Origin of the sequence: Pseudomonas putida (genome assembly GCF_002741075.1) — a bacterium.
In the GTDB taxonomy this organism is placed as follows: Bacteria; Pseudomonadota; Gammaproteobacteria; order Pseudomonadales; family Pseudomonadaceae; genus Aquipseudomonas; species Aquipseudomonas putida_T.
The window spans coordinates 2,287,385-2,303,672 of sequence record NZ_CP016634.1 but is presented as its reverse complement, the minus strand read 5'-3'; the positions used below and the strand labels follow the sequence as shown (position 1 = coordinate 2,303,672).

Sequence of the window (16,288 nt, the reverse complement as noted above, 5' to 3'; positions counted from 1 at the left end):
AACGCCTCTCTCGCACGCTCCGGGGAACGGGGCGATCAGAGGAGAACAACAAGATGAATCAAGACCTCGTACGCCAACAGTTGCGCCAGCGCGCCCGTGAGCTGGTCCCGGTGTTGCGTGAACGTGCCGAGCAGGCCGCGCAGATGGGCCGCCTGCCGGAGCAGACCCTCGCCGACTTCCACGAGGCGGGCTTCTTCCGCATTCTGCAGCCGGCCCGCTGGCAGGGCCTGGAGCTCGAACCCAAGGATTTCTTCGAAGTGCAGATGACCCTGGCCGAAGGCTGTATGTCGTCGGCCTGGGTACTTGGCGTGGTGGCCATCCACAACTGGCAGCTGGCGCTGTTCGATGACCGCGCCGCACAGGATGTCTGGGGCCAGGACACCTCCGTGCTGATTTCCTCGTCTTATATGCCGGTGGGCAAGGTCGAGCGGGTTGAGGGGGGCTTTCGCCTGAGCGGTCGCTGGGGCTTCTCCTCGGGCAGCAAGCATTGCCAATGGGCGTTCCTCGGGGCGATGGTGCCGCCAGCGGAGCCGGGCGGTGCACCGGACTACCGCACCTTCCTGGTGCCGCGCAGCGACTACCAGATTCTCGACAACTGGAACGTGATGGGCCTGGAAGCCACCGGCTCCCACGACGTGCTGGTCGAGGGCGCTTTCGTGCCCGAGTACCGCACCCACCGCGCCGTCGACGGTTTCATGCAGCAGAGCCCGGGCAACGCGGTCAACACCTCCCCGCTGTACCGCCTGCCGTTCGGGCAGATCTTCGTGCGCGCGGTGTCGTCCTCGGCCATCGGTGCGCTGCAGGGCGCGGTGGATCACTTCATCGCCCACAACAAGGCGCGGGTGGCGGTCAACGATGGTCGCAAGATGCTCCAGGACCCCGCTGCCCAGAGCGCCCTGGCCGATGCCATGGTCTGCGTCGATGAGTGCCGCACCGTGCTGCTGCGCAACTTCGAGGTGATGCTCGACAACGCCCGCGCCGGCACCCCGCTTGAGATGCAGGCGCGGGTGAAGATGCGCTACGACTCGGCCCTGGTGGCCGATCGCTGCGCCAAGGCCGCAGCGCAGCTGATGTTCAACAGCGGCGCCTCGACCATCTTCCGTGGCCACCCGATCAACCGTGCGTTCCGTGACATCCACACCGGTCGCGCCCACGTCGCCAACAGCCCGGCCAAGTACGCCTGGAACCTCGGAGGCGTGAGCATGGGCCAGGACACCACCGACTTCTTCCTCTGAGCCATTGGGCGCTCACCGAAACCGGCTAGTCCGTTTTAGGGATTCGAGCGCATTCGCGATGCCAGAGGATGTGACCAAGGCCGGCGCTGCCGGCCAACGTCGACAGAACAACAAGGAACGCACATGAAATTCTCGCTGATTTACGAAGCCCAGACGATCGATGCCAGCCGCGAGGGTGACCGCAAGATCTTCGATGACACCGTCGAGCAGGCGGTGCTGGCCGACAAGCTGGGCTTCGACACCTTCTGGTGCGTGGAGCACACCGCGCTGACCAACTACTCGCACATGTCCGCGCCGGAAACCATGCTCGCCTTCGTGGCCGGCAAGACCGAGCGCATCGGCATCGGCCACGGCGTGGTGTGCCTGCCGCCGGCAATGAACCACCCGGTCAAGGTGGCCGAGCGCATCGCCACCCTGGACCTGCTGTCCAAGGGGCGTGTGCACTTCGGCGTGGGCAAGGGCGGTACCCAGCAAGAGGCCGGCACCTTTGGCTACGACCTGGCGACCTTGCAGCCGCAGATCGACGAGGCCATGTACCTGATCCCGAAAATGTTCGTGCAGGACGAGATCGAGCACCACGGCGACTTCGTCAAGATCCCCAAGCGTCCGATCCATCCCAAGCCGTACCAGGATCCGCACCCGCCGATGTACCTGGCCTGCACCAACACCGAGTCGCTGAAGAACGCCGGTGGCCGTGGCATGGGCGCGCTGGTGCTGGGCTTTGGCGGCCCTGAAGAGATCGCCAAGAAGGTCGAGGTGTACCACCAGGCCTTCGACAATCGTGAAGAGCGCAACCAGGTCGGTTTCCGCCCGAACCGCCACATCGCCGCGCTGTGCCCGGCCATCGTGCTGGATGACAACGAGGCTGCACGCCGCATCGGTATCCGTGGTCAGCGTTACTTCATGGAGTCGCTGGGCTACTGGTACGGCGGTGGTGAGCGTCCGGACCCGGAGAAGTGGAAGGACGACACCTACGTCGATGGCAACGGCCAGGCGGTGATCAAGTCGCGCTTCGCCTCCGAGGAAGTGCGCGTGGACTTCTCCGACCCGACCATGGCGATGATGAACCCCAACCACGCCTACGGCACCGTCGAGGATTGCATCGGTTACGTGCAGCGCCTGATCGACGCTGGCGCTGACGAAATCCTGTTCATCTGCCAGATGGGCACCGTGCCGCAGTGGGCTCAGCTGGAGACCCTGCGCAACATCGGCGAGAAAGTCATTCCGCATTTCCGCAACAAGCAGTAAGCCCATCAGGGGCTGCAACGCAGCCCCATTTCCGCAATCGCCGGGTATGGCACCGGCTTTGCCGGTGTTCGCGGGTGAACCCGCTCCCACAGATTCTGTGCTGCTCATGACACAGCACCGTACCTGTGGGAGACCCTGCGCAACATCGGCGAGAAGGTCATTCCGCATTTCCGCAACAAGCAATAAGCCCATCGGGGGCTGCAACGCAGCCCCATTTCCGCAGTCGCCGGGTATGGCACCGGCTTTGCCGGTGTTCGCGGGTGAACCCGCTCCCACAGGTTCTGTGCTGCTCATGACACAGCACCGTACCTGTGGGAGACCCTGCGCAACATCGGCGAGAAAGTCATTCCGCATTTCCGCAACAAGCAATAAGCCCATCGGGGGCTGCAACGCAGCCCCATTTCCGCAATCGCCGGGTATGGCACCGGCTTTGCCGGTGTTCGCGGGTGAACCCGTTCCCACAGGTTCTGTGCTGCTCATGACACAGCACCGTACCTGTGGGAGCGGGTTTACCCGCGAAGCATTCGCCACGGAGCAAGGCCGTTGCTCCTGGCGGTATCACGCGGCCTCAGGGCCGGTAGTCCTATTGGACGATGACGCTCCCTCGTCAACTGGCTTGAATACGACCATCAAGAGCCCTCGCGGCTCGTGCCTAGAACAATAACGAGGAGATCGTGCATGGATATCCGTGGCCTGGGTTACGTCACCGTACGTTCCAGCGACCTTGCGCAGTGGCGTCACTACGCCAGCCAGGTGCTGGGCATGATGGTGGTCGAGGATGAGAGCGGCGAGCGTCTGTTCCTGAAAATGGACGAGCGCCCTTACCGCATCCTGGTGCAGCACAGCGCCCAGGACGGTTTCGGCGCTTGTGGCTGGGAAGTGGCCGGCCAGGCCGCCTTCGACCAAGCCGTGGCCGAGCTGCACGCCGCAGGCGTGGCGGTGGAGCAGGGCAGCGCTGAGCAAGCCGCGCTGCGCCAGGTCCAGGCGCTGGCGCTGTTCGCCGACCCCGATGGCAACCGCCATGAGCTGTACTGGGGCCCGCGCCAGGACTTCGCCCGCTTCGTCTCCCCGGTGGGCGTGCGCGGTTTCGTCAGCGACGCGCTGGGCATGGGCCATGTGGTGCTGCCAGCACCGACCTTCGATCGCTGCCGTGATTTCTATGAGCAGGTGATGGGCTTTGGCCTGTCGGACCTGATGAAGGTGCGCTTCACCCCGGATCCTGCCGAGCCGGAAAAACGCATCCACTTCATGCACTGCAACAACGGCCGCCACCATTCGCTGGCGATCTTCGAATGCCCAGTGCCCAGCGGCTGCGTGCACATGATGGTCGAGGTCGATGGCCTGGAGGACGTCGGCCGCGCCCTGGACCGCATGCACGCCAACGGCGTGAAGCTCTCCGCGACCCTGGGCCAGCACACCAACGATCAGATGATCTCCTTCTACATGAAGACCCCGTCCGGTTTCGACCTGGAGTACGGCTGCGACGGCCTGGTCGTCGACTGGAGCCGCCACACCCCGTTCGAAAGCACGGTGGTCAGCCAGTGGGGCCATGACTTCAGCGTCGGCCGCCAATGAGGACAACACCCATGGATAAACAGATGACCACGGCCGAGATGGTCGCCCAGCTGCGCGACGGCATGACCCTCGGCATCGGCGGCTGGGGCCCGCGCCGCAAACCTATGGCGCTGGTGCGCGAGATCCTGCGCTCGGACCTCAAGGACCTGACCATCGTCGCCTATGGTGGTGCCGACGTCGGCCTGCTGTGCGCCGCTGGCAAGGTGAAGAAACTGGTGTTCGCCTTCGTCTCCCTCGACTTCATCCCGCTCGAACCGTACTTTCGCAAGGCGCGTCAGGAAGGCGCCATCGAAGTGATGGAAATCGACGAAGGCATGCTGCTGCTGGGCCTGCGCGCCGCCGCCATGAACGTGCCGTTCATCCCCACGGCGGTGGGCCTGGGCACCGACGTGCTGCGCCACAACCCCGAGATCAAGCTGATCGCCTCGCCTTACGGCGATGGCCGCGATTGGGTCGCGATGCCGGCACTCAAGCTCGACGCCGCCCTGGTGCACGTGGACCGCGCCGATGCGCGCGGCGTGTGCCAGATCGCCGGCCCCGACCACTACATGGATGACCTGTTCGTGCGGGCCGCGGCGCGCACCTACGTCACCTGCGACGAACTGGTCGAGAGCGCGTGGTTCCACGCGGACCCGGCGCGTGCGCACCAGGTGTTCTGGGAGCGCAACCTGACCACGGCGGTGGCCAATGTGCCGGGGGGTGCACATCCCTCGTCCTGCGCGCCGCTGTACGGCTTCGACGTCCCGCACTTCAAGGCCTACGTCGCCTCGGCGCAGAGCGAAGAGGGCTGGCAGGCCTATGTCGATCAGTACGTGGCCTGTTCCCACTCCCAGTACCTGGAGCGTTGCGGGGGCCTTGAGGCCATCCGTCGACTGCCCCTGCCGGTTTTCTAAGCGAGGAACGTCATGACCACTGCAAGCACCTACAGCCTCGCCGAACTGATGATCTGCGCCGCCGCCCAAGCCTGGCGCGACGACGGCGAAGTCCTGGCCACCGGCATCGGCGTGATCCCGCGCCTGGCGGCCTCCCTGAGCATGCTCGACAACAACCCGAAACTGATGATGACCGACTCGGAGGCCTATATGGTCGCCGAGCCCGTGCCGGTCGGTGCGCGCAATGGCTACGAGCCCAAGCGCGACAGCTGGATGGGCTTCTCGCGCATCTTCGACAACGTCTGGAGCGGTAAGCGCCACGCCATGATCGGGCCGATCCAGGTCGACCGTTTCGGCCAGGCCAACATCTCCTGCATCGGCGGCGACTACCAGAAGCCCAAGGCGCAGATGCTCGGTGTGCGCGGCCTGCCGGGCAACTCCATCAGCCATGCCAACTCGTTCTACGTGCCCAGTCACAACCGGCGGGTGTTCGTCGAGGGCGAGTGCGACGTGGTCGCCTCGGTGGGCTACAACCCCGAGCGCCTGGCCCGTGGCTGGTCGCTCGATGACATCGACATCCGCCTGATCGTCACCGACCTGTGCGTGCTCGACTTCCTCGGGCCCCAGCACCAGGTGCGCGTGCGCTCGCTGCACCCGGGCGTCAGCCTGGATGAGGTGCGCGACAACACAGGCTTTGCCCTGCATGTGCCCGAGCACTGCCCGGTGACCACCGCGCCGACCGAGGTGCAGTTGCAGCTGATCCAGCGACTGGACCCGCACAACCTGCGTGCCAGCCAACTCAAGGACAACCCACCGGGGCAGCGCCCAGCGCGCTGACAGCCCGTTCCAGCCAACCGCCTTGCCGGAGTGCAGTAATGAGCGAGCAAAACAATAAAGAGGCCGATGAGGTGGTGCTGTACGAAGTGCGGGACGCGGTAGCCCTGGTCACCATGAACCGCCCCGAGTACCACAACGCCCAGAACTCGCGGATGACCTATGCCCTGGACGCGGCCTTCGCCCGTGCGTGCGCCGATGACAACGTCAAGGTCATCGTCCTGCGCGGAGCCGGCAAGCATTTCTCCGCCGGGCACGACATCGGCACGCCAGGGCGTGACGTGAACCAGAGCTTCGAGCGCGTGAGCCTGTGGTACGACCACGTCGACAAGCCTGGGGGCGAGTTCCTCTATGCCCGCGAGCAGGAGGTGTACCTGGGCATGTGCCGGCGCTGGCGCGACATGCCCAAGCCGACCATCGCCATGGTCCAGGGCGCCTGTATCGCTGGCGGCCTGATGCTGGCCTGGGTCTGCGACCTGATCGTGGCCAGCGACGATGCGTACTTCCGCGACCCGGTGGTGCGCATGGGGATTCCGGGGGTGGAGTACTTCGCCCATGTGCATGAGCTCAACCCACGTATCGCCAAGGAGTTTCTCTTCCTCGGCGCGCCGATGCCGGCGGCGCGTGCCTACCAGATGGGCATGCTCAACCGCGTGGTACCCCGCGAGCAGCTGGAGCAGGAAACCCTGGCCATGGCCGGGCAGATCGCCCAGATGCCGCGCCTGGGCCTGCAACTGAGCAAGCAGGCGGTGAACAACGCCGAAGACCTGATGGGCAAACGCTCGACCATGGACATGGTGTTCGGCCTGCATCATTTCGCCCATGCCCACAACGAGCTGGTGTCAGGCGATCGCCTGGGCGGGTATGACGCCAAGGCCATGGCCAGCTCCCAGCGTGAACAGGGGAGGGCGTGAGCATGGCCGTGTCGCTCGATACCCGGCTGACCGCCTTACTCGGTTGCCGTTACCCGATCATTCAGACCGCCATGGGCTGGGTCGCCGACCCGCGTCTGGTGGCCGCCACCTGCAACGCCGGAGGCTTCGGCTTTTTGGCCGGGGCGACCATCGAGCCGCGCCAGATGGAAGCGGCGATCCTCGAAACCAAGCGCCTGACCGACCGCCCGTTCGGGGTCAACTTCCATATGTACCAGGCCAATGCCGAAGAGATCGTCGAGCTGGTGGTGCGCCACCAGGTACGCGCGGTCAGCTACAGCCGCTCGCCCGGCAAGCAGATGATCGCCCGGCTCAAGGATGCCGGCGTGGTCTGCATGCCCACCGTGGGCGCCCTCAAGCACGCGCAGAAGGCCGTGCAGATGGGCGCCGACGTGGTGACCGTGCAGGGCGGCGAAGGCGGCGGCCATACCGGTGCGGTACCCACGGCCCTGTTGCTGGGCCAGGTGCTGGACGCCGTGCAGGTGCCGGTGGTGGCCGCAGGTGGCTTCAAGGATGGCCGTGGGCTGGTGTCGGCCCTGGCCCAGGGCGCCGATGGCATCGCCATGGGCACGCGTTTTCTGATGACCGCCGACAGCCCCGTGCCCCAGGCCACCCTGGCGCGCTACCTGGCGGTGAAAGATCCAGCGGCGGTGATTGTCAGCCGGGCCATCGATGGCTTGCCGCAACGCATGATCCGCAACGAGTTGCTCGATGAACTCGAAACCAGCAGTGGCCTGCGCCGCTGGCTGCTGGCCGTGCGCAGTGGCCTGGCCTACCGCCGCCACACCGGCCTGGGGCTGGGCCAGCTGTTGGGCAGCGCGCTGAAGATGCGCCGCGACGGGGGCCTGACGGCCGCCCAGAGCCTGATGGCTGCCAACGCCCCGATGGTCATCCAGAAAGCCATGGTCGAAGGCCGGCCCGCCGAGGGCGTGCTGCCGGCCGGGCAAGTGGCCGCGGGTATCGACAGCCTGCCGGGCTGCGCCGAACTGATTGAGCAGATCGTCCAGGACGCCGAGCAGCGCCTGGGCGCGCTGTGCCGCCGAATTTCGTGAGGGGGACTCCCAGTGCAACCATTCAACGTGAGCATTGATAACGGCATTGCCGAGATGGTCTTCAACCATCCCCCGGTCAATGCCTTCAACAGCCAAGGCTGGGCCGACATCGCCAGCACCCTGCAGGCGCTGGGCGACGACGCGCAGGTCAGGGTCATCGTCATCCGCGCCGAAGGCCGTGGCTTCTGCGCCGGGGTCGATATCAAGGAACTGGCCGCCGACGGCAACCTGATCGTCGCGGTCAACAAGGGCAACTACGACACCTTCAAGGCCGTGCACCGCAACAAGGTGCCGGTGATCGTCGCCGTGCATGGCTTCGTCCTGGGCGGAGGCATCGGCATCTGCGGCGGCGCCGACATCGTCGTCGCCGCCGACTGCGCGCGCTTTGGCGTGCCGGAAGTGGACCGTGGCGCCATGGGCGGCGGTGCCCACCTGCAGCGGCTGTTCCCGGTGCAGAAGGTGCGCCACATGTACTTTACCGGCGAGATGATCGACGCCGCCGAGGCCTATCGCCTGGGCGCGGTGGAGCGTGTGGTGCCGCGCGAGCAACTGCGCGAGACCGCGCTGGGCATCGCCGCGTCCATCGCTGCCAAGAGCCCGGCGATGATCCGCCTGGCCAAGGAGGCGCTCAACGGCATCGAGGACGGCAACCTGGAAGACAAATACCGCTGGGAGCAGGGCTTCACCCTTGAGGCCTACCGCACCCAGGATTCCCAGGAAGCCCGCGACTCGTTCGTCGAGAAGCGCAACGCGAACTTCAACGGCTGAGGGCACCGACCATGGATCTTACCTACACGCCAGCCCAACAGGCCTTTCGCGCCGAAGTGCGGGCCTGGCTCAAGGCCAACGTTCCGAGCCAACCGTTGCCTTCGTTCGACACCGAGGAAGGATTTGCCGCCCACCGCGCTTGGGAAGCGCGCCTGAACGACGGCCGCTGGGGCATGGTCACCTGGCCCACCCGCCTGGGCGGGCGCGGCTGCGATCTGATCGAGTGGCTGATCTTCGAAGAAGAGTACTACCGGGCCGGTGCTCCGGCGCGGGTCAACCAGAACGGCATCTTCCTGCTCGGCCCGACCCTGATGGAGTACGGTACCGAGGCGCAGAAGGCGCGCTTCCTGCCGCGCATGGCCACCGGCCAGGACATCTGGGCCCAGGGCTGGTCGGAGCCTGGAGCAGGCTCGGACATGGCGGCGATCCGCTCGCGCGCCGAGCGTGATGGCGACCACTACGTGATCAACGGCCAGAAGACCTGGTCCACCCGCGCCGTGTGGGCCGACTGGGTATTCGGCATCTTCCGCACCGATCCGGGCTCCCAGCGCCACCACGGCCTGACCTTCATTCTGGTGCCGCTCAACACGCCTGGCATCACCGTGCGCCCGATCCCGCAGCTCAACGGCCTGCCGGGCTTTGCCGAGATCTTCTTCGACGACGTGCGCGTGCCGGTGGAGAACGTCCTCGGCGGTGAGGGCATGGGCTGGCATGTGGCGATGTCCACGGCGGGCTTCGAGCGCGGGCTGATGCTGCGCTCACCCGCGCGCTTCCAAGAGACTGCCCGGCGCCTGGTGCAGCTGTATCAGGCCAACCGCGAAACCGCTGACCGCGATCCGGCCATCGGTGAGGCGGTGATGCGCGCCTGGCTCGATGCCGAGGCCTATACCCAGTCCACCTACATGACCGCTTCGCAGTTGGTCAAAGGCGGGCGCATCGGGCCGGAGTCCTCGACCAACAAGATCTTCTGGTCCGAGCTTGACCTGCGCATGCACGAAACGGCCATGAGCATCCTGGGCCTGCGCGGCGAACTGCTGCCTGAGGCCCCGGCGGCCGGCGATGTCGGCCAATGGCTGGACGGGTTCCTGTTCGCCCAGGCCGGGCCGATCTATGCCGGCACCAACGAGATCCAGCGCAACATCATCGCCGAACGCATGCTCGGCATGCCGCGTGCCTGAGGAGCAGACCATGGACTTTAGTTTCAACAGCGACCAGTTGCTCTTCCAGGACAACGTACGCAGTTTCTTTATCAACGAAGTGACCCCGGAGCGCATCCGCGAGCTGTGGCAGAGCGACAGCGGCCGCTGCGACCGGCTCTGGGCGCAACTGGTGGAATTGGGCTTGACCGCGCTGACTGTGCCGGAGCAGTACGGTGGCATGGGCCTGGGCGCCCTGGACTTTGTCCTGCTGGCCCAGGAGTGCGGCTACGCGGGCCTGCCCGAGCCGCTGGTCGAGACCATGCTGGTGGCGGTGCCGCTGCTGGCCGAACTGGGTGCGGCGCACGAGGGCCTGAAGGCGGACTGGCTGGGACGCGTGGCCGAGGGCCAGGCGCGCCTGGCGGTGAGCGAACCGGGCAACCCGCTGGTCAGCGACGCCCACGTGGCCGACCTGCTGCTGCTCAGTCACGGCGATGAGCTGCATGCGGTGCCGCGTGAGGATGTCGAGCTGGTACGCAATCTCTCGGTGGACCCGAGCCGCCAGCTGTACCAGGTGCTGTGGACCCCGGGCGCGGCCACTTGCGTGGCCCGTGGCGAAGAGGCCGCGCGGTTGCTGGCGCGGGCCTTCGAGCGCGGCGCGTTGGGCTGTGCGGCGCAACTGCTGGGCCTGGCCAAGCGCATGGTGGACCTGGCCGTGGATTACAGCTTCGAACGCAAGCAGTTCGGCAAGCCGATCGGCTCGTTCCAGGCGGTCAAGCATTTGATGGCCAACGTCGCGGTGCGCATCGAGTTCGCCAAGGGCCCGCTGTACCGCGCCGCCCATGCGGTGGCCCACGGTGAGGCCGGGCAGGCGCTGGCGGTGTCCCACGCTCGCCTGGCCGCCTCGGAAGCGGCGCTGCTCGCAGCGCGCAACGCCATCCAGACCCACGGTGCGATGGGGTACACCTGGGAGGTCGACCTGCAGCTGTTCATGAAGCGCGCCTGGGCGCTGGACAAGGTCTGGGGCGACCATGCCCTGCACAAGGCGCGTACCCGCGAGGCGCTGTTCGAGCGTGGCCGGGCCATCGGCGCCGGCGCCACCTTCTGACGCATGGCGCCGTGCTCAATGGCACCGGCTTTGCCGGTGTTCGCGGGTGAACCCGCTCCCACAGGATCTCAGCGGTTGGTGTGGGAGCGGGTTTACCCGCGAAGAGAGCGGCGCGTTAGGTGCGGATGCGCGCGCAATCAAGTTTATGTTTTGTGAGGTAGAACATGCCTGAAGCTTATATCGTCGATGCCCTGCGCACGCCCACCGGGCGACGCGAAGGTGGCTTGGCCCATATCCACGCGGCCGATCTGGGCGGTCATGTGCTGCGCGCCCTGGTCGAGCGCAATTCGATCCCCGATGAAGACTACGACGACGTGATCTTCGGCTGCGTCGACACCATCGGCCCGTTGGCCGGCGACATTGCCCGCACCGCGTGGCTGGCGGCCGGCCTCAGCGACGCGGTGCCCGGCACCACCGTCGACCGCCAGTGCGGCTCCTCTCAACAGGCCCTGCATTTCGCCGCCCAGGCGGTGATGAGCGGCACCCAGGACGTGGTGGTCGCAGGCGGTGTGCAGACCATGACCCAGATCCCGATCTCGTCGGCCATGACCGCCGCCGAGCCGCTGGGCTTCACCAACCCGTTCACCGGTTCCGAAGGCTGGGTGCGCCGCTACGGCTCGACCCCGCCGACCCAGTTCCGCTCCGCGCAGATGATCGCCGAGCACTGGCAGCTCAGCCGCCAAGCGTTGGAGGCCTATTCGCTGGAATCCCATCGTCGGGCACTGCGGGCCATCGAGCAGGGTCACTTCGCGCGTGAGATCGTGCCCCTGGCTGGTGTCGAGCATGACGAAACCCCACGTCACACCAGCCTGGACAAGATGGCCGAGCTGGAAATCCTGTTCGGCTGCGACCGTGTCACGGCCGGTGTTTCCAGCCAGACCTGCGACGCTGCCAGCGCGCTGCTGGTGGTCTCGCAAGCGGCGCTCAAGCGCTACAACCTCACCCCTCGGGCACGCATTCACCACATGAGCGTGCGCGCCGCCGACCCGGTGTGGATGCTCACCGCGCCCATCCCGGCGACCGCCTATGCGCTCAAGCGCGCCGGCATGCGCCTGGAAGACATCGACCGGGTAGAAATCAACGAGGCCTTCGCCTCGGTGGCCCTGGCCTGGATCAACGAGACCGGCTACCCCCACGCCCAGACCAACGTCAACGGCGGTGCCATCGCGCTGGGCCACCCGCTGGGCGCCACCGGCACCCGGATGATGTGCAGCCTGCTCCATGAGCTGGAGCGCAGCGGCGGCCGCTATGGCCTGCAGACCATGTGCGAAGGCGGCGGCCAGGCCAACGTCACCATCATCGAGCGCCTGTAAGCGCAGGAGAACCCCCATGAGCAGTTGCAACAACCGAGTCGTGGTCATCACCGGCGCAGGCGGTGGCCTGGGCCGTGCCTACGCCCTGGCCTTCGCGGCCGAAGGCGCCAAGGTGGTGGTCAACGACATCAACCGCGACGCCGCCGAGGCGGTGGTCGCGCAGATCCGTGAGCAGGATGGCCAGGCCATCGCCAACAGCAACGACATTACCCACTACGAAGACGCCGGGCGCATCGTCGCCGCGGCGCTGGAAGCCTTCGGCGGCCTCGATGTGGTGGTGAACAACGCCGGCATCTGCCGCGACCGCATGTTCGCCAGCCTCACCGAGGCGGACTGGGACGCGGTGGTGGCGGTGCACTTGAAGGGCCACTTCTGCTTGTCCAGCCATGCCGTACGGCACTGGCGCGAGCAGGCCAAGAATGGCGTTAAGGTCGATGCGCGAATCATCAACACCAGCTCCGGCGCGGGCCTGCAGGGCTCGATCGGGCAGTCCAACTACGCCGCGGCCAAAGGCGGTATCGCCTCCTTGACGCTGGTCCAGGCGGCGGAGCTGGCGCGCTATGGCATCACCGTCAACGCCCTGGCCCCGGCGGCGCGCACCGGCATGACCGAAGGCGTGTTCGGCGAGGTGATGAAAAAGCCCGAGGAAGGCTTCGACTACTTCGCCCCGGAGAACGTCGCGCCCGTAGTGGTGTGGCTGGGTTCCAGTGAGTCGGCCGGGGTCACCGGGCAGATGTTCGAGGTCGAAGGCGGCAAGCTGTCTATCGCCGACGGCTGGCGGCGCGGCCCGCAGGTCGATAACCAGGGCCGCTGGGCCGTGGCCGACGTGGGTGTGGCGGTGGGTGAATTGCTGGAGCGCGCCGTGCCGGCGCAGAAAGTCTACGGCAGCTGATTCGAGGTTTTTTCGCCATTAGGGCGGGGCCGCACCACATGCCAGGGTGGTGCGGTTTTTTTTCGTCTGGAGAAAAGTGCCGGGCCCATCGCGGGACAAGCCCGCACATCGCCTCGATACATGCGAACGCCAGCAACTGTCTTGTCTCGATCGCCAGGCTTGCGCAGGTTCTTGTGGGAGCGGGTTTACCCGCGAACACGGGCGAAGGCCCGTTGCCATCCACCGCGTTGCCTGCTTCGCGGGTAAACCCGCTTGTATGGTGATACTCGAAGGGGTGGTGGGACGAACAAACCGATTCTGACTGTTAGGCGCAGTACAGACCGTGGGAGACATCGCCCCACCCCTTCACCAAAGCGCCGATAAAGAATGCATCGTTTGCAAACGACGATAGAAGCAAGCCAGCGCCTCTTGGTGAAACCCCTCCGAGTTCAAAAACCATACCGTGGGAGTTCAGGCGATGGCAATGCGAGTAGACAATTTCATCATCGGCATCGATGTCGCCAAGGCTGAGCTGGTCTGTTATTACGAAGACTCCGCCCAACAGCAGACCGTTAGAAACACCAAGCCTGAAATCCAAAAGTGGCTGGCACTTCAGCCGGCCAATACCGCTATCTGCGTTGAAGCTACCAATGTTTACCATCTGGACCTGGTTGAGATGGCATACGAAAAGGGCTTCGCCGTCTATGTCGTCGACGGGTTTCAACTCAGCAACTACCGCAAGGGCGTTGGCGGACGCGTTAAAACCGATGCGTCCGATGCCTGCCTGCTGGCTCGCTTCCTGGATCGCGAGGGCAGTGCTCTTCGTCCTTGGTCGCCCCCTCCAGCTGTCTACGGCAAGCTCCAGAGCCTGCTCCGGCGCAGAGCAGCGCTGGTTTCGGCGCGGACAAGCCTGACCCAGAGCTGGGGCAACGAAATGTCGCTCAAAGAGGCGTTCAACAGCTTTGCCAAGCACTTCGAGTCGCTTGATCTTCTGATCCAGAAACGCCTGAAGGTCTTGGTAAAAGAGGCTGGCCTAGCCGAACAAGTCGCCCGCTGTCAGAAAGTTGAAGGGATTGGCTTCCTGACCGCTGTTGCCCTCGTCACCGCATTTATTCGGGGCGAATTCAAGAACAGTGATTCATACATCGCTTTTCTAGGCATGGACCTGAAAGTTGCAGATTCCGGCCAAAAGGCCGGACGTCGACGGTTGACCAAGCGGGGTTGTTCAGAGATCCGTCGATTACTGCATAACGCCGCCATGGCGGCCAGTAGGTCTGCGGCCTGGAAAGACGTCTACGAGCACTATCGCCGGGCAGGTAAGGCAACGACTCAGGCCCTGGTTATCTTGTCACGCAAGCTCGCCAGAGTTGCATTCGCCTTGATGAAGACCCAAGGCGAATACGTCAGCAAAGGGGCAAAAAAGCTTTGCCCTCAACCATAGAATCTCCCACAGGGATTGCGCAAGTCTTGAGAGCAGTGCAATTCCGGTGGAAGCCGACGAAGCCTGGGCGGGTATTTGCACGGCTGAGCCGTGTCAAGAAATACCAACCGAAGGCGATTCGAGATTGTCCAGCACCATAGAGTCTCCCACAGGCTCACCGCTGTCCTTGAGAACGGCGCTGTACCTGCGGGTTTACCCGCGAATAGGCCGGAACTGCCAACAAATAATTAGCTTATTTGCCGTTGATGCGCGATGGACCAGGCACCACCAATCGCGACCTCAGGAGGCCGAGTGGAGGTGTCTGTAGGGGCAGGCGCGCAGCGCCCTTCGGCGCAGCCGAAGTCGCGAGATGGAGGCTGGCGCAGCCAGCCGGAGGCCGCGAAGCCCCGAAAGGCACCGCAGCGAGGGAACCCGGTGCGAAGCGCCGGGCCGCATGTGGGAGCCAGCGGTTTTTGCCTACTTTTGCCCAAAGAGCAAAAGTAGGTCGCCGTAAAGGCGAAAAGCGTCGGTGGCGAGGGTGTCAGAAATTTTGTGTTCGGGCATAACATGAGTAAGAGGTGCATGTATGCCAACCAAAAAGAAACCCCTGCGTGACCTGCCCAAAATCCCCAAAGAGCTGCTGGAGCAATTCGGCGAGGGCTTGATGACCGCAGAAGCTATCGAGGATGCCTCTGCGGCGTTCAAGAAGGCCCTGATCGAACGTGCTCTGCATGCTGAGCTTGGCCACCACCTAGGTTATCCGCCGGGCGCGCAGCGCCCAGAGGATGAAACCAACCAGCGTAACGGCAAGAGTGGCAAGACGGTTTTGACCGGGGATGGCCCGTTGCGGCTGGAGATCCCTCGCGATCGAGACGGAAGTTTTGCGCCCATTCTGATCCCCAAGCATGAGCGCCGTTACACCGGATTCGATGACAAAATCATCGCCATGTACGCCCGTGGAATGACGGTCAGAGAGATCCGGGCCTTCCTGTCAGAGCAGTATGGAACCGACGTTTCACCCGATTTCATCAGCTTTGTAACTGACGAGGTCATGGAAGAGATTGGTGCTTGGCAACAGCGGCCACTGGAGCCGATGTACCCGGTCATTTTCTTTGATGCGCTGCGGGTGAAGATCCGCGAAGAAGGCCTGGTGCGCAACAAGGCCATTTACCTGGCACTGGGCGTTCTCCCCGACGGGACGCGCGACATCTTGGGTATCTGGATCGAAAACACCGAAGGTGCGAAGTTCTGGATGAAGGTCTTTAACGATCTCAAGACGCGTGGTGTCGAGGACGTACTGATTGCCGTGACCGATGGCCTCAAAGGCATGCCAGAGGCTCTCAGCGCCGTGTTTCCAGAGACGACGCTGCAGACGTGCATCGTGCACCTGATCCGCAACAGTCTCGACTTCGCGGCCTGGGACAAGCGCCGGGCACTGGCCAAGGCGCTGAAGCCGATTTACCAGGCTATCAATGCAGAAGCGGCTGAGCAGGCATTGGATGAGTTTGAAAACGGGCCCTGGGGCAAGCAGTATCCAACGGTCGTTGCGGCCTGGAGACGCGCCTGGGATCGAGTGATTCCCTTCTTTGTCTTCCCGCCAGCCATCCGGAAAGTGATCTACACCACCAACGCCATCGAGAGTATCAATGCCCAGCTGCGCAAGATCATCAAGACCCGAGGCCATTTCCCGAACGACGACGCAGCCACCAAGCTGATCTGGCTGGGGCTGCGAAACATCACGGCGAACTGGGGCTCAGCGGCGCATGATTGGAAAAGCGCGATGAATCAATTTGCGATTCTGTACGGAGATCGATTCATCAGGCCAACCTGGTGAGAATCAGGGCCTGCCTAACGGCAGGCCGTTACCGGCCCGCACACAAAAAATCTGACACTTCCTCGGTGGCGCCACCACCAACACCGGATA

At 64.7% G+C, this 16,288-nt stretch carries 14 protein-coding genes; all 14 read left to right on the top strand.

Annotation, left to right across the window (positions count from 1 at the left end; translation table 11 throughout):
* Positions 1-53 precede the first annotated feature (53 nt).
* The 14 genes from IEC33019_RS10555 to IEC33019_RS10490 all read left to right on the top strand — a co-directional run bounded on the left by IEC33019_RS10555 (position 54) and on the right by IEC33019_RS10490 (position 16,198).
* Entirely contained in the window at positions 54-1,235 is a 1,182-nt protein-coding gene (locus IEC33019_RS10555; RefSeq protein WP_070094495.1) for an acyl-CoA dehydrogenase family protein, read from the top strand.
* Positions 1,236-1,358: 123 nt separating this feature from the next.
* Complete coding sequence (locus IEC33019_RS10550) at positions 1,359-2,483, top strand: LLM class flavin-dependent oxidoreductase (protein WP_070094496.1); 1,125 nt, start codon at positions 1,359-1,361, stop codon at positions 2,481-2,483.
* A 678-nt stretch (positions 2,484-3,161) separates the two neighbouring features.
* On the top strand, positions 3,162-4,058 hold the full coding sequence (locus tag IEC33019_RS10545; RefSeq protein ID WP_070094497.1) for a VOC family protein: 897 nt from the start codon (positions 3,162-3,164) through the stop codon (positions 4,056-4,058).
* An 11-nt stretch (positions 4,059-4,069) separates the two neighbouring features.
* Positions 4,070-4,951, top strand: coding sequence for a CoA transferase subunit A (locus IEC33019_RS10540; RefSeq protein ID WP_070094498.1), 882 nt, complete (start codon positions 4,070-4,072; stop codon positions 4,949-4,951).
* A 12-nt stretch (positions 4,952-4,963) separates the two neighbouring features.
* A complete protein-coding gene (locus tag IEC33019_RS10535) occupies positions 4,964-5,767 on the top strand; it encodes a CoA-transferase subunit beta (protein ID WP_070094499.1) in 804 nt (267 codons plus the stop codon).
* A gap of 38 nt (positions 5,768-5,805) precedes the next feature.
* Entirely contained in the window at positions 5,806-6,678 is an 873-nt protein-coding gene (locus IEC33019_RS10530) for an enoyl-CoA hydratase (RefSeq protein ID WP_070094500.1), read from the top strand.
* Positions 6,679-6,680: 2 nt separating this feature from the next.
* On the top strand, positions 6,681-7,748 hold the full coding sequence (locus IEC33019_RS10525; protein ID WP_070094501.1) for an NAD(P)H-dependent flavin oxidoreductase: 1,068 nt from the start codon (positions 6,681-6,683) through the stop codon (positions 7,746-7,748).
* Between the two features lie 12 nt (positions 7,749-7,760).
* Positions 7,761-8,516, top strand: a complete 756-nt coding sequence (locus IEC33019_RS10520; protein ID WP_070094502.1) for an enoyl-CoA hydratase family protein — start codon at positions 7,761-7,763, stop codon at positions 8,514-8,516.
* Between the two features lie 11 nt (positions 8,517-8,527).
* Positions 8,528-9,694 carry an acyl-CoA dehydrogenase family protein gene (locus IEC33019_RS10515; protein WP_070094503.1) on the top strand — a complete coding sequence of 389 codons (1,167 nt, stop codon included), beginning with the start codon at positions 8,528-8,530 and terminating at the stop codon, positions 9,692-9,694.
* Between the two features lie 10 nt (positions 9,695-9,704).
* Positions 9,705-10,760, top strand: coding sequence for an acyl-CoA dehydrogenase family protein (locus IEC33019_RS10510; RefSeq protein WP_070094504.1), 1,056 nt, complete (start codon positions 9,705-9,707; stop codon positions 10,758-10,760).
* A 164-nt stretch (positions 10,761-10,924) separates the two neighbouring features.
* The gene (locus tag IEC33019_RS10505) at positions 10,925-12,073 is read left to right on the top strand and encodes an acetyl-CoA C-acetyltransferase (protein ID WP_070094505.1); all 1,149 of its coding nucleotides are present in this window, start codon (positions 10,925-10,927) and stop codon (positions 12,071-12,073) included.
* Positions 12,074-12,089: 16 nt separating this feature from the next.
* Positions 12,090-12,965, top strand: a complete 876-nt coding sequence (locus IEC33019_RS10500) for an SDR family oxidoreductase (protein ID WP_070094506.1) — start codon at positions 12,090-12,092, stop codon at positions 12,963-12,965.
* A 457-nt stretch (positions 12,966-13,422) separates the two neighbouring features.
* Positions 13,423-14,385: an IS110 family transposase gene (locus IEC33019_RS10495; RefSeq protein ID WP_099593050.1), complete on the top strand. Its 963-nt coding sequence runs from the start codon at positions 13,423-13,425 to the stop codon at positions 14,383-14,385.
* A gap of 565 nt (positions 14,386-14,950) precedes the next feature.
* Positions 14,951-16,198, top strand: a complete 1,248-nt coding sequence (locus tag IEC33019_RS10490) for an IS256 family transposase (protein ID WP_099593416.1) — start codon at positions 14,951-14,953, stop codon at positions 16,196-16,198.
* Positions 16,199-16,288: the final 90 nt, after the last annotated feature.

What these genes read in the sequence shown, in the direction of transcription:
- IEC33019_RS10555 (WP_070094495.1), top strand. Translation starts at nt 54, where the DNA reads ATGAATCAAGACCTCGTACGCCAACAGTTGCGCCAGCGCGCCCGTGAG.
- IEC33019_RS10550 (WP_070094496.1), top strand. Translation starts at nt 1,359, where the DNA reads ATGAAATTCTCGCTGATTTACGAAGCCCAGACGATCGATGCCAGCCGC.
- IEC33019_RS10545 (WP_070094497.1), top strand. Translation starts at nt 3,162, where the DNA reads ATGGATATCCGTGGCCTGGGTTACGTCACCGTACGTTCCAGCGACCTT.
- IEC33019_RS10540 (WP_070094498.1), top strand. Translation starts at nt 4,070, where the DNA reads ATGGATAAACAGATGACCACGGCCGAGATGGTCGCCCAGCTGCGCGAC.
- IEC33019_RS10535 (WP_070094499.1), top strand. Translation starts at nt 4,964, where the DNA reads ATGACCACTGCAAGCACCTACAGCCTCGCCGAACTGATGATCTGCGCC.
- IEC33019_RS10530 (WP_070094500.1), top strand. Translation starts at nt 5,806, where the DNA reads ATGAGCGAGCAAAACAATAAAGAGGCCGATGAGGTGGTGCTGTACGAA.
- IEC33019_RS10525 (WP_070094501.1), top strand. Translation starts at nt 6,681, where the DNA reads ATGGCCGTGTCGCTCGATACCCGGCTGACCGCCTTACTCGGTTGCCGT.
- IEC33019_RS10515 (WP_070094503.1), top strand. Translation starts at nt 8,528, where the DNA reads ATGGATCTTACCTACACGCCAGCCCAACAGGCCTTTCGCGCCGAAGTG.
- IEC33019_RS10510 (WP_070094504.1), top strand. Translation starts at nt 9,705, where the DNA reads ATGGACTTTAGTTTCAACAGCGACCAGTTGCTCTTCCAGGACAACGTA.
- IEC33019_RS10505 (WP_070094505.1), top strand. Translation starts at nt 10,925, where the DNA reads ATGCCTGAAGCTTATATCGTCGATGCCCTGCGCACGCCCACCGGGCGA.
- IEC33019_RS10500 (WP_070094506.1), top strand. Translation starts at nt 12,090, where the DNA reads ATGAGCAGTTGCAACAACCGAGTCGTGGTCATCACCGGCGCAGGCGGT.
- IEC33019_RS10495 (WP_099593050.1), top strand. Translation starts at nt 13,423, where the DNA reads ATGGCAATGCGAGTAGACAATTTCATCATCGGCATCGATGTCGCCAAG.
- IEC33019_RS10490 (WP_099593416.1), top strand. Translation starts at nt 14,951, where the DNA reads ATGCCAACCAAAAAGAAACCCCTGCGTGACCTGCCCAAAATCCCCAAA.